At 64.4% G+C, this 13,688-nt stretch carries 12 protein-coding genes and 1 pseudogene; 6 read left to right on the forward strand and 7 right to left on the reverse strand.

The genetic code is table 11. The features are described from left to right. Nucleotides 1–347 precede the first annotated feature (347 nt). Nucleotides 348–1,406 (forward strand): dipeptidase, encoded by a 1,059-nt coding sequence (locus tag LB552_RS18985; RefSeq protein WP_140692967.1) that lies wholly within the window; start codon nucleotides 348–350, stop codon nucleotides 1,404–1,406. 7 nt (nucleotides 1,407–1,413) lie between these two features. Here the strand turns inward: LB552_RS18985 and LB552_RS18990 are convergent, their stop codons facing one another. From LB552_RS18990 to LB552_RS19005, 4 genes are all read right to left on the reverse strand, one after another. Then, a complete protein-coding gene (locus LB552_RS18990; protein WP_224609300.1) occupies nucleotides 1,414–1,671 on the reverse strand; it encodes a hypothetical protein in 258 nt (85 codons plus the stop codon). 1 nt (nucleotide 1,672) lies between these two features. After that, nucleotides 1,673–2,893 carry an aminomethyltransferase family protein gene (locus LB552_RS18995; protein ID WP_224609304.1) on the reverse strand — a complete coding sequence of 407 codons (1,221 nt, stop codon included), beginning with the start codon at nucleotides 2,891–2,893 and terminating at the stop codon, nucleotides 1,673–1,675. Nucleotides 2,894–3,104: 211 nt separating this feature from the next. After that, the gene (locus LB552_RS19000; RefSeq protein ID WP_224609307.1) at nucleotides 3,105–4,679 is read right to left on the reverse strand and encodes a phytoene desaturase family protein; all 1,575 of its coding nucleotides are present in this window, start codon (nucleotides 4,677–4,679) and stop codon (nucleotides 3,105–3,107) included. Then, nucleotides 4,666–6,285, reverse strand: a complete 1,620-nt coding sequence (locus tag LB552_RS19005) for a phytoene desaturase family protein (protein ID WP_224609308.1) — start codon at nucleotides 6,283–6,285, stop codon at nucleotides 4,666–4,668. The genes LB552_RS19000 and LB552_RS19005 overlap by 14 nt, the downstream gene beginning before the upstream one ends. Nucleotides 6,286–6,484: 199 nt before the next feature. On the opposite strand from LB552_RS19005, the gene LB552_RS19010 reads away from it, so the two are divergent. The 4 genes from LB552_RS19010 (at nucleotide 6,485) to LB552_RS19025 (ending at nucleotide 10,671) form a co-directional block, all read left to right on the forward strand. Next, on the forward strand, nucleotides 6,485–7,309 hold the full coding sequence (locus LB552_RS19010; RefSeq protein WP_224609311.1) for a methyltransferase domain-containing protein: 825 nt from the start codon (nucleotides 6,485–6,487) through the stop codon (nucleotides 7,307–7,309). Continuing rightward, entirely contained in the window at nucleotides 7,285–7,971 is a 687-nt protein-coding gene (betI, locus tag LB552_RS19015; protein WP_224609314.1) for a transcriptional regulator BetI, read from the forward strand. The genes LB552_RS19010 and betI overlap by 25 nt, the downstream gene beginning before the upstream one ends. Before the next feature lie 95 nt (nucleotides 7,972–8,066). After that, nucleotides 8,067–9,149: an ABC transporter substrate-binding protein gene (locus LB552_RS19020; protein WP_224609316.1), complete on the forward strand. Its 1,083-nt coding sequence runs from the start codon at nucleotides 8,067–8,069 to the stop codon at nucleotides 9,147–9,149. A 223-nt stretch (nucleotides 9,150–9,372) separates the two neighbouring features. Then, nucleotides 9,373–10,671 carry a flavin monoamine oxidase family protein gene (locus LB552_RS19025; protein ID WP_224609319.1) on the forward strand — a complete coding sequence of 433 codons (1,299 nt, stop codon included), beginning with the start codon at nucleotides 9,373–9,375 and terminating at the stop codon, nucleotides 10,669–10,671. Here LB552_RS19025 and LB552_RS19030 read toward each other — a convergent pair. The 3 genes and pseudogenes from LB552_RS19030 to LB552_RS19040 all read right to left on the reverse strand — a co-directional run bounded on the left by LB552_RS19030 (nucleotide 10,635) and on the right by LB552_RS19040 (nucleotide 13,473). Further along, complete coding sequence (locus LB552_RS19030; protein WP_224602416.1) at nucleotides 10,635–11,708, reverse strand: ABC transporter ATP-binding protein; 1,074 nt, start codon at nucleotides 11,706–11,708, stop codon at nucleotides 10,635–10,637. The genes LB552_RS19025 and LB552_RS19030 overlap by 37 nt on opposite strands. 37 nt (nucleotides 11,709–11,745) lie before the next feature. Further along, a pseudogene (locus tag LB552_RS19035) lies at nucleotides 11,746–12,559 on the reverse strand (ABC transporter permease). Continuing rightward, the gene (locus LB552_RS19040; RefSeq protein WP_224609322.1) at nucleotides 12,556–13,473 is read right to left on the reverse strand and encodes an ABC transporter permease; all 918 of its coding nucleotides are present in this window, start codon (nucleotides 13,471–13,473) and stop codon (nucleotides 12,556–12,558) included. The pseudogene LB552_RS19035 and the gene LB552_RS19040 overlap by 4 nt, the downstream one beginning before the upstream one ends. A gap of 48 nt (nucleotides 13,474–13,521) precedes the next feature. On the opposite strand from LB552_RS19040, the gene LB552_RS19045 reads away from it, so the two are divergent. Continuing rightward, nucleotides 13,522–13,662, forward strand: a complete 141-nt coding sequence (locus LB552_RS19045) for a hypothetical protein (protein ID WP_224609325.1) — start codon at nucleotides 13,522–13,524, stop codon at nucleotides 13,660–13,662. The last annotated feature ends 26 nt before the right edge of the window (nucleotides 13,663–13,688 follow it).

The following is a 13,688-nucleotide window of genomic DNA, read 5'->3' on the forward strand; positions in this document are numbered from 1 at the left end:
TGCTTCACAGCCATCGCGATTCCCTCCGAGCTTCCTCTCAGAGAATCACAACCAGCCAATTACGCAACAGGCCCCCTGTGGGAGAAGGTGGCCGCGCAGCGGCCGGATGAGGGGTGTTCCAGCGGAGTGAGACGTTCGCATTCCCTGGAACACCCCTCATCCGTCTCGGCGCTGCGCGCCGATCCACCGCCCTGGGCGAGCCACGCGTCTCGCCCGTCCTTCGGACCCCACAAGGGGAGAAGGGGAAGCTCTTGGCATTTGCACCGCCCGGTCATCTTGCCTAAGTTGACGGTTCGCCCGGACGAAACCTGTCGTCCCGCCCATCTCCGATTTGAATGGCTTCCCTGATGACCGATACCGACCTGATCCCCGTTTTCGACGGACATAACGACACGCTGCTTCGGCTCTACCAGTCGAAGGAAGCCGACGTCGAAAAGCTGTTCATCGAGGGGACGCCGGGCGGGCATATCGACCTGCCGCGCGCCAGGAAGGGCGGCTTTGCCGGCGGCATGTTCGCGATCTTTCCGCCTCCGGTCGAAAAGTCGAAACGCAGCGCCGTGCCGCCGGCACCGAGCGACAATGAACCGCTGCCGCCGGAACTGCCGCAGGCCGAGGCGATCACCTCGACCATCGGCATGGCTTCGATCCTGTTCCGGCTGGAGCGCGCCGGCGCATTGACCGTCTGCCGCAGCGCCGGCGATGTGCGGGACGCGATGGCCAAGGGCTCGATCGCGGCGGTGTTCCACATCGAAGGCGTCGAGGCGATCGATCCTGGGCTTGCCATGCTCGATGTGCTTCACGCCGCAGGGCTGCGCTCGCTGGGCATCGTCTGGAGCCGCCCCAACGCCTTCGGCAACGGCGTGCCGTTCCGCTTTCCGTCCTCGCCCGACACCGGGCCAGGTCTCACCGATGCCGGCAAGGCGCTGGTCAAGGCGTGCAACCAGCTCAGGATCATGATCGACCTCTCGCATCTCAACGAGAAGGGTTTTCGCGACGTGGCCGAGCTTAGCGATGCGCCGTTGGTCGCGACCCATTCCAATGTGCATGCGATCTGCGGCCATTCGCGCAACCTGACCGACTGGCAGCTCGGCGCGATCCGCGAATCCGGCGGCATGGTGGGCCTGAACTTCGCCACCGGCTTCCTGCGCGAGGACGGCCGCATGAACGCCGACACCAGCATTGATATCATGGTGCGCCACATCGATTCGCTGTTGCAGGCGCTGGGTGAAGACGGGGTCGGGCTGGGCTCGGATTTCGACGGCGCCATGATCCCGGCCCCCATCGGCGACGTCGCCGGTCTGCCGAAGCTCATCGACGCGCTCGCCGCGCGCGGTTTCGGGCGCGCGCTGATCGAGAAGATCGCTTACCGGAATTGGTTGAGCGTGCTTGAGCGCACCATAGGCTAAGGCGGGTCTATCCGTCGTAGCCGATACGCTTCAGCCATTCCTTGCCGACGCCACGGTCGCGGATGATCGCCGAGGGGTTTTCCGCGTCGAGCCGGGCGCAAATGCGGTAGACCTCGAGCGTCTCGGCGTTCATTTCGCCGCGCTTGAAGAAATACATCGCCGCCGCGTAGCGAGTGCGGCCGGACCACATCTCGCCGAGTGGCGTGTTGACCAGTTGCCACTGCTCGGCGGCTTCCGCCTCCAGGTCTTCCGCTTCGCTTGCCATGTCAAAAGTCCGCGGGCGGGTTGGCGGTGCGGCGGTCGAGCTTGATGAAGGGCCTCGGCACCACCTTCGCCTTCTTCTGGTACTGCAACTCGCGCATGGCGTAAATCTCGACCCAGAGGTCGTCGACGATTGTTTCGCCATAGGGCCGCCGCCGCGAGGCGAGCGCGATGTTGCGCTTGGCCATGGGCGACCATATCGCCGCGCTGACCAGCCCAACCTCCTGGCTTTTCTTGTAGTAGACGATCGCATGCTCGGCCGGGATGTTGCCTTCGATCTCCAGGCCGACCAGCACATGGCGCAGCTTCTTCTTCGTCCGGGCTTCGAGGATGGCGCGGCGGCCGTTGAAATGGCCTTTGTCCGGATCGATCATGAAGCCGAGGCCGATCTCGTCCGGCATGCGAAGGCGGTCGGCGCGGATGGCGTGCTCGGCAGCCGTGAAATCGGCATTGGCGACGATCAGTCCCGCCTCCAGCCGAGCGCGGTTCAGCGCCGTATAGCCGATGGCGCGGATGCCGCGCAGCTCGCCCGCCGTCATCAGCCGGTCCCACAGGCTCAGCGCCTTGTCGGCCGGCACGAACAATTCGTAGCCGAGATCGCCGGTGAAGCCGGTGCGCGAGATGGTCACGGCAGCGCCGTCATGCGCGAACTCGGCGAGGTCGAAGATTTTCAACCGCTCGACGCCGGCAAAGCCCGCCTCGCGCAGGATGGCGAAGGAGGTCGGGCCCTGCAGCGCAAGTCCGGCGACCGCTTCGGTCTCTTCCTCGACACTGATCTCATAGCCGATCGCGCTGTCGAGCAGCCAGGGCAGATGGCGCTCTTGCGAGCAGAGACGGAAGCGTGTCGGCGAGAGCCGGAACAAAGTGCCATCATCAAGGACAAAGCCATCGTCGTCGCACCAGGCGGTGTAGTGGACGCGGTCGGGTTTCAGTTTGGTCACGTCTCGCAGCGTGACGCGGTCGAGATAGGCTTCGGCGTCCGGGCCCTCGATGCGGTACTTGGTCATCGGCGAGATGTCGAAGAGCGCCGCCTGGCTGCGGATGGCGAAATATTCGAGCTCCTCGTCCCACAGCGAATGCGGCGCGCGGTAGCCGGCCCAGTTGTACCAGTCGTTCGTCAGCGCCAGCGCGTCGATGCGCGGCTGGAAGGGGGTGCCGAGCCGCAGCGTGCGGAAGTGGGATTGGGCGAGGGTGCGGGCGGCGTCGGTTTTCACATGACGATTCATGACGGCGTTCCTTCGCGCCCCCCTCTGTCCTGCCGGACATCTCCCCCACAAGGGGGGAGATTGGACGTCACGCTGACTTTCGCCAATCTCCAACGTCGCAAGAAAGGCGCCGACAGATCGAGCTGCTGATCTCCCCCCAAGAGGGGGAGATGGCCGGCAGGCCAGAGGGGGGCGCCATGGAGCGCGACTTCAGCGATTTGCAAAAACATATTCACCCCCTCATCGCGATGATGCGGCGCGCGGCGTTGAGGCCGGGCGCGCCGGAGATGCCGCCGCCCGGATGCGAGCCGGCGCCGGCAAGGAACAGGCCTTCGAGCGGCGTGTCGTAGCCCGACCAGCCGGAGACCGGCCGCGACATCAGCATCTGGTCGGCCTGCAACTCGCCATGGTGCCAGTGGCCGCCAGGCATGCGATAGCGCGCCTCGATGTCGGCGGGAGTCAGAAGCTCGGCGTGGTGGACCGTTGCGCCGATCCCCGGCGCATAGATTTCGAGCTGCGCCATGATCGCCTTGAGGAAGCGCGGCTTGCCGGCGGCCCAACCCTCTCTCAACGCATAGGGCGCGTATTGCACCACAGCCGAAATCACGCAGGCGCCGGACGGTGCGAGCGATGGGTCGGCCAGGCTGGGCAGCGTGATCTCCATCACCGGCTCGGGCGAGAACTCGCCATATTTCGACGGATTGAAGGCGCGCTCGACATGGTCGGGCGAAGGCGCGACGACAAGGCGGCCCTTGTGGCCGGCGGCGTCGACGCCTGCAAATTGCGGCGGCCGGTCGAGCGCCAGATGGAGCTTGGCCGCATCGCCCTTCATGCGGATGTTCTTCACCTTGCGCATGAAGCCGGTGTCAACCTCGCGCGGGCCGACAAGATCGAGGATCGTCGTCGTCGGGTTGACGGCGGAAACGACGGTCTTGGCCTGCAGCGTTTCGCCGCCCTGCGTGACGACGCCGACGGCGCGGCCCTTCTCGACGATCACCTTGGCGACTGGCGAAGCCGGGCGGATCGAAACGCCCGCCTTTTCCGCCGCCGCGCGGATGACGGCGACGACGGCGCCCATGCCGCCTTTCGGCTGGACCTGCGCGCCGGCAAGGCCGCCAATTTCGCTGGCCAGCCTGTAGTAGAGGCCGAGCAGCGAAGTCGGCGAGCGCGGCCCAAGATGCGAGCCGAGCGTCGCGTCGAAAGCAAGCAGGCCCTTCAGACGGTCGTCGGAAAGCTGCTCGTCGAGCAGGTCGTAGACATTCATCAGGAGCACGCGCAGGAAGTCGCGCATGTCTTCCTTGCCGAGCCGCTTCAGCGCCAGCGCAGTCTGGCCGAGCCCGGCCATCTCAGCGAGCGACATGCCGCCAAAATCAGGCGGTCGGCGCGACAGGAAACGCTTCAGCACGCCGGCATAGCGCAGCAATTGCGCGCGCAGATCTTTCCAGGCGGACTGTTCCGAAGCGCTGGCGCCCGTCAGCACCTCGCCATAGGCGCCGTGCAGCACCAGCGGGCCGTCCTTCGACAGCGCAACCGACGGCACGAAGTCGCCGCGCTCTACCGTCAGTCCGTGGCGTTCCAGCTCCAGCGTCTTCACGACATCGGGATGCAGGCGATTGAGCAGATGCGCGACCGTGGAGACGCGGAAGCCCGGCGCAAATTCCTCAGTGCGCGCGGCGCCGCCGAGCTCGTTGCCGGCCTCGAGCAGCAGCACCTTGCGGCCGGATTTCGCCAGCGTGGCGGCGGCGACCAGGCCGTTATGGCCGCCGCCGATGACGATGGCGTCCCAGTTCAAATCAGATGACGTCATGGGCCGGGCTCATATGCAGGGTTGGCTTGGCCAGATCACGCAGGATCTCGGCGGCGGCATTGCGCCCGGGCGCACCCATGACGCCGCCGCCCGGATGGGTGGAAGAGCCGCACATATAGAGCCCACCGACCGGCGAGCGGTATTGCGCGTAGCCCGGCACCGGGCGATTGAAGAGCAGCTGATCGAAGGTGAGCTCGCCCTGAAAGATGTTGCCTTCGGTGAGGCCGACCTCGGCCTCGATCTCGCGTGGCGTGCGCACCTCCATATGGACGATACGGTCGCGGAAGCCGGGCGAATATTGCGCGATCTGCGCAATCACGCTTTCGGCGAAGCCGTCGCGGTCGGCATCGGTCCAGTCCGCCCCCCTTATCTTCGGCGGCGCGTATTGCACGAAGCAGCTCATGAAATGCTTGCCCGGCGGCGCCATGGTCGGGTCGAGCGTGGTCGGGATCATCATGTCGAGGAAGGGATCGGCCGACCATCGTCCGGCCTTCCAGTCGTCATAGGCGCGCTCCATGCGCTCGATGGAATCGGTGAAATGCAAGTCGGCGCGGTAGACCGGCGAATCCTTCGGCAAAGCCGGGAACTCGGGCAGGGAATCGAGCGCGATGTTGACCTTGCCGGACGAACCGCGGATTTTGAAATTGCGGACGCGGCGCAGGAAGATGTCGGGCAGCTCCTTCTCCTCGACCAGCTTCAGGAAGGTGCGCTTGACATCGGCATTGGAGATGACGAGCTTGCCGTAAATCTCCTCGCCGCCGGCAAGCACCACGCCCTTGGCCTTGCCTTTCCTGATCAGCACATGATCGACCTCGGCGCCGGTGCGGATGGTGCCGCCTGAAGCCTTGAAGGAAGCGGCCAGGGCCCTGGTGACGGCACCCATGCCGCCGCGCGCGTAGCCCCAGGCGCCGACCGAGCCGTCGACCTCGCCCATATAATGATGAAGCAGCACATAAGCCGTGCCGGGCGACATCGGGCCCAGCGCCGTGCCGATGATGCCGGACAGCGCGAAGTTCGCCTTGATGACGTCGGTCTCGAAATACTCGTCGAGGAAGTCCGAGATCGACATCGTCCAGAAGCGCAAGGTCAGCGCCATCTCCTCGGTCGAGAGGCCGGCGAATTTCTTGCCGAGATAAAGCAGCTCGCCAAGGTCGCGCGGCCTGAAGCTCGTCGGGTCGGGCGCGGTGCGCATCAACAGCGGCTGGATGAAGCGGCACTGCCTCGTGACGTCGCGCGAATAGCGGTCATAGCCCTCGGCGTCGCGCTTCGAAAAGCGGGCGAACTCGCGGCGATGCGCGTCGTGGTCGCGGTAGTTGGCGAGGTAGTCGCCGTCGCGCGTGAATACCGCGCCACCCTCGTAGGAGATAACCTGCAGGCCGAAGCGCGGCAACTCCAGGTCGCGCATGATCTCGGGCCGAAACAGTGAGCAGACATAGGAACAGTTGGAATAGAGGAAGCCCGGCGTCAGCTCGCGGCTGGTGGCGGCGCCGCCGACCCAGTCGTTCTTCTCGACCACCAGCACGTCCAGCCCGGCGCGCTGCAGATAGCAGGCGGTGACCAGCCCGTTATGGCCGCCGCCGATGACGATCGCGTCCCATGCCTTCATGCGCGCTCACCCTCCATCCGGCAGCCCTTCTTTTCGGCGCGCTTTGTTCCCCGATTGCCCGAATTTGACACGGATCACAGTTTTTTGTCCAGCCATTTTGAATGAATGTTCAACAAATGATGTTGCGTTTTCCTGTTGATGCGCTAGGCTTTGGCAGCATTCTGGACTGATCCACATCGGCATTTGGGCTAAGGATCCGATGATCGAAACGGCTGACGCCGAGCCGGAATATGACGACACCGCCATCCGCTTCCTCGAAGCGCTGTGGGGCGAGGGTTACCTGTCGCCGGGCGGCCCGGACGAGGTCGACCGTGTGGTCGAAGGTCTTTCCCTCAAGGATAAGACGGTCCTCGATATCGGCTGCGGCGCCGGCGGCATCACGCTGCATCTGGTTGCGACGCACGGCGCGGCTCAAGCCACCGGCTTCGATGTCGAGAAGCCGGTGATCGAGACGGCGAGGCGAGGGGCGATCAGTCAGGGCCTCGAAGACCGTGTCAGCTTCGTCCAGGCGCCGCCGGGGCCGCTGCCTTTCACGGACGCCTCCTTCGACGTCGTCTTCTCCAAGGATGCGCTTTTGCATGTGCCGGACAAGTACGCGCTGTTCGCCGAGATCTTTCGCGTGCTGAAGCCCGGCGGGGTGTTTGCGGCGTCGAACTGGATGATTTCGCATGACGGCGAGCCGTCGCCTCAGATGAAGGCCTATATCGCGGCCGAAGGGCTCTCCTTCGCCATGGCCTCGCCGGCGCGCTATGCCGAGGCGATGCGGCGCGCCGGCTTTACCGACATTACGGTCCGCGACCGCAATCCATGGTACCGCGAGGTCGCGCGCGAAGAGCTTTCGCGGCTCAAGGGACCGCTCTACGCGCGGCCGCGGCAGCGGTCGGCGCGGCCTATGTCGACAAGAACATCAAGACCTGGGAGGCGATGCAGAAGGTGCTTGACAGTGGCGAGCACCGCCCCACTCATCTGCGCGGTTGGAAGCCGGTCGGATAGCCGGCAATGCTGGAGACCGTCACACCCATGAAGACTGCAGAGGCGAGCGATGCTCTCCCCGAAACGGCGCGGAAAGGCGATGCCGAAAAGCGTGGCCGCAAGGCCTCGAAAGAGGTCCGGAGGCTGCAGCTGATCGAGGCGACGATCGATTCCCTGGCCAAGCGCGGCTATGCCGAAACGACGATGGCGGACGTGGCCGACGGCGCGGGCCTGTCGCGCGGCATCGTCAACTTCCATTTCGAGAGCAAGGAGAAGCTGCTGATCGCCACGCTGCAGCACATGTATGACGAATATTCGGCGCATTGGCGCACTTCGCTGCAGAAGGCAGGCGACGATCCGGCGAGACAGCTGCAGCATCTGGTATGGGCCGATTTCGACCGCTCGATCTGCAACAAGCGCAAGCTTGCCGCATGGCTCGCCTTCTGGGGCGAAGCCAAGTCACGGCCGACCTACCAGGCGCTGAGCAGTTCGCGCGACGCCTATTACCAGCAGGTCTTCATCGATCTCTGCACGACGCTCAAAGAGAGCGGCAACTACACCTATGACCCGCAGGTCATCGCCCTGGCGCTTAGCGCCATGCTCGAGGGCCTGTGGCTGCGGCTGATGATGGGGACTGAGGACACCACGCGCGAGACCGCATTGCAGGCGGCGAATGCGTTTTTGGCCGCCGCCTTCCCGAAACACTATGGCTAGCGAGAACTGGGGCTAGCGAGAACTGGGGCTAGCAAAAGCCGGGGTCAGCAACAGCCGGCCAGTAAGACCGGCAAACCAAAAGAGGATGGAACAGCATGAAGAAACTCAGCCGACGCCTGGCATTGACCCTGGCGCTTGGGAGCGCGCTCGCCGCTTCGGCGGCGGCATTCGCGGTCGCCGCCGACAAGGATCTGATCGTCTTCGACTGGTCCGGCTATGAGGATCCGAGCTTCCACGGCAAGTATGTCCAGAAGAACGGCGATTCGCCGACCTTCGCCTTCTTCGGCGACGAGGACGAGGCGTTCGAAAAAATCCGCTCCGGCTTCAAGTCCGATCTCGGCCACCCGTGCTCGCAGAGCGTGGTGAAGTGGCGCGAGGCGGGGCTGCTGCAGCCGCTCGACACGTCCAAGATCGCAGGCTGGAAGGATCTCAACCCCGGCATCATGGCGATGAAGGACCTTGCCACGACGTCCGACGGCAAGGCCTGGTTCATGCCGTGGGACTGGGGCAATACCCGACTCACCTACAATTCCGACAAGATCGCCGAAAAGGACGTGCAGTCGCTGAAGGCGTTCGCCGATCCGAAATACAAGGGCAGGGTTTCGATCGGCGATAATGTCGACGACGCCTACGCGCTGGCCAGCCTCGCCATCGGGCTCAAGGACTGGACCAAGATGACGGACGACCAGTTCAAGCAGGCATCCGATTTCCTGCGCCAGGTGCACAAGAATGTGCGCTCCTACTGGACCGACACCACCGACATCGTGCAGCTGCTTTCCGGCGGCGAGGTCGACCTCGCCTGGGCCTGGAATGATGCGACCGTGCAGTCGGTCAAGGCCGGCGTGCCGATCAAATCCAAGAAGGACACCGACGAGGGCATCTCGACCTGGGTCTGCGGCTACGTGCTGTTCAAGGACGCGCCCGGCAACGTCGACAAAGCCTATGACTACCTCAACGCCGTCAACGATCCGGAAGTCGCCAAGGTGCTGGTCAAGGATTGGGGCTACGGCCAAGCCAATGCCAAGGGCATGGCCGGCGTCGATCCGGCGGTTCTGAAGGAAAAGGGCTACGACGACGTGGAAAAATGGGTCGACAAGACGCTGTTCCAGCAGCCGCTGCCCTCGGAGCTCAAGCTCAAGATGATCGCCGAATTCGAGAAAATCAAGGCCGGCTATTGAGTTTGGCCCAAGGGCCGCCTGCTTCCCTTCGAACCGAAGCAGGCGGGCTCGCCAAAGCTTTTGAATTCTCCTAACTTCCCCCAAACGCATCCGCGATGGGGGAGTTTCGCGCCATGACATCCATGCTTCGCCGTCTTGCCCTTGCCGCCGTCGTCGCTGTCGGCGCGGGCACCGCCTATGCGTTTGCCGAAGGCGGCGGCGACCTCGTCATCAAGGCCGGCTATTGAAGAGCAGCATCGAAAGGACCGACGTTGTCATCGTCGGTGCCGGCTTCACCGGCCTGTCCGCCGCGCTCGAATTGAAGCGCGCCGGCATCGATTTCCTTGTGCTCGAGGCGCGCGACCGCGTCGGCGGCAGGGTAGAGGCTGTGCGCAATGGGCTCGGCGAATTGGTCGACAGCGGCGGCCAGTTCTTGTGCGTGGACATGCCCGAAGTGATGGCGTTGGCGAGGGCCTACGGCAAGAGCTTCGTCGAGACCTATGTCGAGGGCGAATTCATCACCTACCCGTCGATGACGCCGGCGCGGGCGGAGCGGACCTATCATGTCGCGATGGCAATCCGCGAGCGCATGAACGGGATCGAGCCGGACGATCCGTCGATCGCCGGGTTGACCGTGGCGACATGGCTCGAGCACCAGGCCGACACGGCCGACGCCAAGGCAGCCTTCCGTTCGATGATCGAGGGCCTGTGGTGCCTGCCGCTGGACAAGGTGCCGTTGTGGTACCTGATCGACAATGATCGCCGCATCACCAACGAAGTCTTCGAGCTGCAGTATTTCCTGCGCGAGACGATGCAGTCGCTGGCCGATGATCTGGCAGCAGATCTCGGCAACCGCCTGCGGCTGGGAGAAGCCGCAACGCGGATCGAGCGCGGGCGGCAAGGCATTCGCGTCGTCTCGACCGGCGGCGTTGTCGAAGCGGGCGCAGCGCTGGTCGCCTTGCCGCCGGCGACGGCCGCGAAGCTCGACTTCGCGCCGCCTTTGCCGACTGAACTGGCCAGCGCGCTCGGCGTCTGGGAAAGCGGCGCGGTGATCAAGATCCTGGTGCGTTACGCAAAGCCGTTTTGGCGCGAGCGCGACCTGTGCGGCATGGTCATGTGGCGCGACCAGCCGGGGCTGTTTGCCTGCGACGCCAGCAAGGATACCGATCACGCCGCGCTTGTCGTCTTTGTCGGCGGGCCGCTGGCGCTGCGCTGGCACCCGCTCGGCGAGGCGGCCTTGCAGGCGGAAATCACCGCGAGGCTTGTCCAGGCGCTCGGCCCGCGGGCCGCCGACATCGTCGATTTCAGCTCGCGCGACTGGACGCATGACCGCTGGAGCGGCGGCGCTTATAGCGATCTCATCACCGATGTGACTGCACGCGATGCCGAGCGCGTGATCCTTGCCGGCGCGCCGCTGGTCCATTTCGCATGTTCGGAACTGTCGCCGTCATTTCCGGGCTATGTCGAGGGTGCGATCGTGGCGGGACGCATCGCTGCTGCAAAGATTCAGTCCGCCATCGCCACCAGCGCCTCGGGGTCGTAGGCGAGACGGATCGGCGCGCCGACCGGAATGTCGTCGGCGCCGAAATCGTTGGTCTCGGTCACCGAGAGCGGCTTTTCCAGTCCGGGGATCTCGACGATCAGATGCGTGATCTCGCCGAAATAGTGGCGCTCGACGACCTTGCCTGAGACCTCGAACTTCGCCGTTGCGTTGTCCCACAAAACACGCAGCCGCTCGGGCCGGATGCCAAGCGTCGCCGCGCCGCCATTGCGCACGAAAGCCCTTGGCTTGTCGGTCCTGACGCGGCCGAAGCCCAGCGTGTCGAGCACCAGCGAAGCGCCGTTTTCCTCGACGATCTCGGCCTTGACGAAATTCATGCCGCCGAGGAAGTCGGCGACCTGGCGGTTGACCGGGCGCTGGTAGATTTCCTTCGGCGAAGCGACCTGCGCGATCTTGCCGCCGAACATCACGGCGATGCGGTCGGACATTGCCAGGGCCTCGTACTGGTCGTGCGTGACCAGCACGAAAGTGATGCCGACCGCCTGCTGCAAGCGGCGCAGTTCGACCTGCATCTGCTCGCGCAGCTTCTTGTCCAACGCCGAGAGCGGCTCATCGAGCAGCAGCACCTTGGGCCGCATGACCAGCGCGCGGGCCAAAGCGACGCGCTGGCGCTGGCCGCCGGAAAGCTCGGTGGCGCGGCGCTTGCCGAGACCGGTAAGCGAGACCTGCGCCAGCGCTTCCTCGACGCGGCGCTTCTCCGCGCCGGCGTCGAGCTTCAGCCGCTTCAGGCCGTAGGCGACATTCTGCTCGACATTGAGATGCGGGAAGATCGCATAGCTCTGGAAGACCATGTTGGTCGGCCGGCGGTTGGCGGGAATGCCGTCCATCGGCTGGCCGTCGACGGCGATGGAGCCGCTGGTCGGCGTGTCGAAACCGGCGATCATGCGCAACAGCGTGGTCTTGCCGCAGCCGGAAGGCCCGAGCAGCGAGAAGAACTCGCCCTCCCTGATCGCCAGCGAGGCGTTGTCCAGCGCCTTGAACGATCCGTAGCTGCGGGTAACGTCGCGGATCTCGATCATGGTGCGATCGGTTTGGGTGCGCTCGGACTGGACCCGCTCAAGCATAGAGGCCTCCCTCGTTCTGGGTGCGTCTCGCCGCACGGCGGCGCAGGATTTCGGCAATCGTCATCAGCAGGAAGGACGCGAAGAGCAGCAAGCTGCCGAGCGCCAGCACGCCGGGAAGCTTGGCCGCAAACCGCAACTGGCCCCAGATGTAGATCGGCAGCGTCGCCTCGGTGCCGGTGAGGAAGAAGGCGATGATGAATTCGTCGAGCGAGATGGTGAAGCAGACGAGCAGGCTGGAGATGATCGCCGGTGCGACCATCGGCAACGTCACGCGCCGGAAGGTGCCGAACGCGCTCTCGCCTAGATCGGCGGAAGCTTCTTCCAGGCTGCGATCGAAACCCTCGAAACCGGAGGTCAGCACGGTCATGAATGCAGACCAGCACATGGCCAAGCACCACGGTGAACAGCGACAGGCTCAGGCCGAGCTGCAGCATGACCAGCAGCATCGAGATGGCGACGATCACTTCGGGAAGCACCAGCGGCGCCATGATCAGTCCGTTGATGGCGCGGCGGCCGGGATAGCGGTAACGGGTGATCGAACGCGCCGCGAGGATGCCGAGCACGGTGGAGAGGATCGAAGCGGAGACTCCGACGATGAGGCTGTTCCAGGTGGCGTCGATCAGCGCCGGCGTGCGCGGCAGGTCTTCGTACCAGTGCAGGGTGACGCCCGAGAGCGGGAATTTTGGCGTCGCTGCCGTGTTGATGGAGAAGATCGGCAGGAAGATCACCGGCAGGTAAAGGAACAGCAGATAGAGGACGGCATAGCTCGACAGCCAGCCGGGCAGGTAACGTCTGATCGCCGTCATCGTGCCAGCCTCTGCAGGGCGCGGAAGACCAGCACAGTGGCGCCGGCCATCAGCGAGACGATAATCATCGTGGTGACGGAAAGTGCTGCACCCAGCGGCCAGTTCGACGCCTTGCCGAATTGCGCCTGGATGGCGTTGGCGATCATGACGCCGTCCTTGCCGCCGACGAGCTTCGGCGTGACGTAGTCGCCGACTGTCGGGATCATGACGATCAGCACCGCCGAGATGACGCCGGGCGCCGACAGCGGCAGGGTGACGCGCAGGAAGGAGCGCAGCGGCCCGTCGCCGAGGTCGGTCGCCGCTTCGACCAGGGTCCGGTCGACCTTCTCCAGCGAAACGAAGATCGGCAGGATCGCGAAGGTCGCCCAGGCATGGGTCAGCGTGATGATGACGGCGGTGGAATTATAGAGCAGCGCCGTCGACGGCTCGTCGATGATGCCGAGGCCCATAAGGCCGGAGTTGAGCACGCCGTTATAGCCGAGGATCACCTTCCACGACATCACGCGCAGCAAGTAGCTGGTCCAGAACGGGATGGTGATGAGGAACAGCCACAGGCTCTTGTGGCGGCCGCCATGGAAGGAAATGAAATAGGCAATCGGATAGGCCAGAGCCACGGTCAACAGGCTGACGGTCAGCGAGATGTAGAGCGAGCGCCAGAGCAGGTCGCGGTAGATCGGCTCGGTCAGTGCGATCCGGTAATTCTCCAGCGTGAATGTGTGATCGATGGTGAGATAGTTCTGCGTCCAGAAAGAATGGGCGATGACCACCAGGATCGGCAGGACGAGGAGAATGAGGGCATAGACGAAGGTAGGACTGATCAGGGCAAAGCCCTGGATGGCTTCCGATTGCAGCAGGGGACGTCGTCTCGATCCCGCCATGCGCAACGGGGACGACCCTTCCGCGGCAACCGTCATTGCAACGCTCCGGGCGTGATTTCGGTAGCTGGCTCGGACTGTCCCGCCATGCGCCTTCCCATTCGTGGCGCCGGCTGCCTGTTCCCGAATTTTGATTGGAGCGCGATCGCTTCCTGGCTTGCCGGCTTTCTTTCATCATGTGCGCATCCGCCGATTGAAATCAAGCGCTATTTCTGCGATATTGATTGAACGGATATTCAAAATGAAGTGATGAA

This window comes from Mesorhizobium sp. CA7 (genome assembly GCF_020165015.1).
GTDB lineage: Bacteria > Pseudomonadota > Alphaproteobacteria > Rhizobiales > Rhizobiaceae > Mesorhizobium.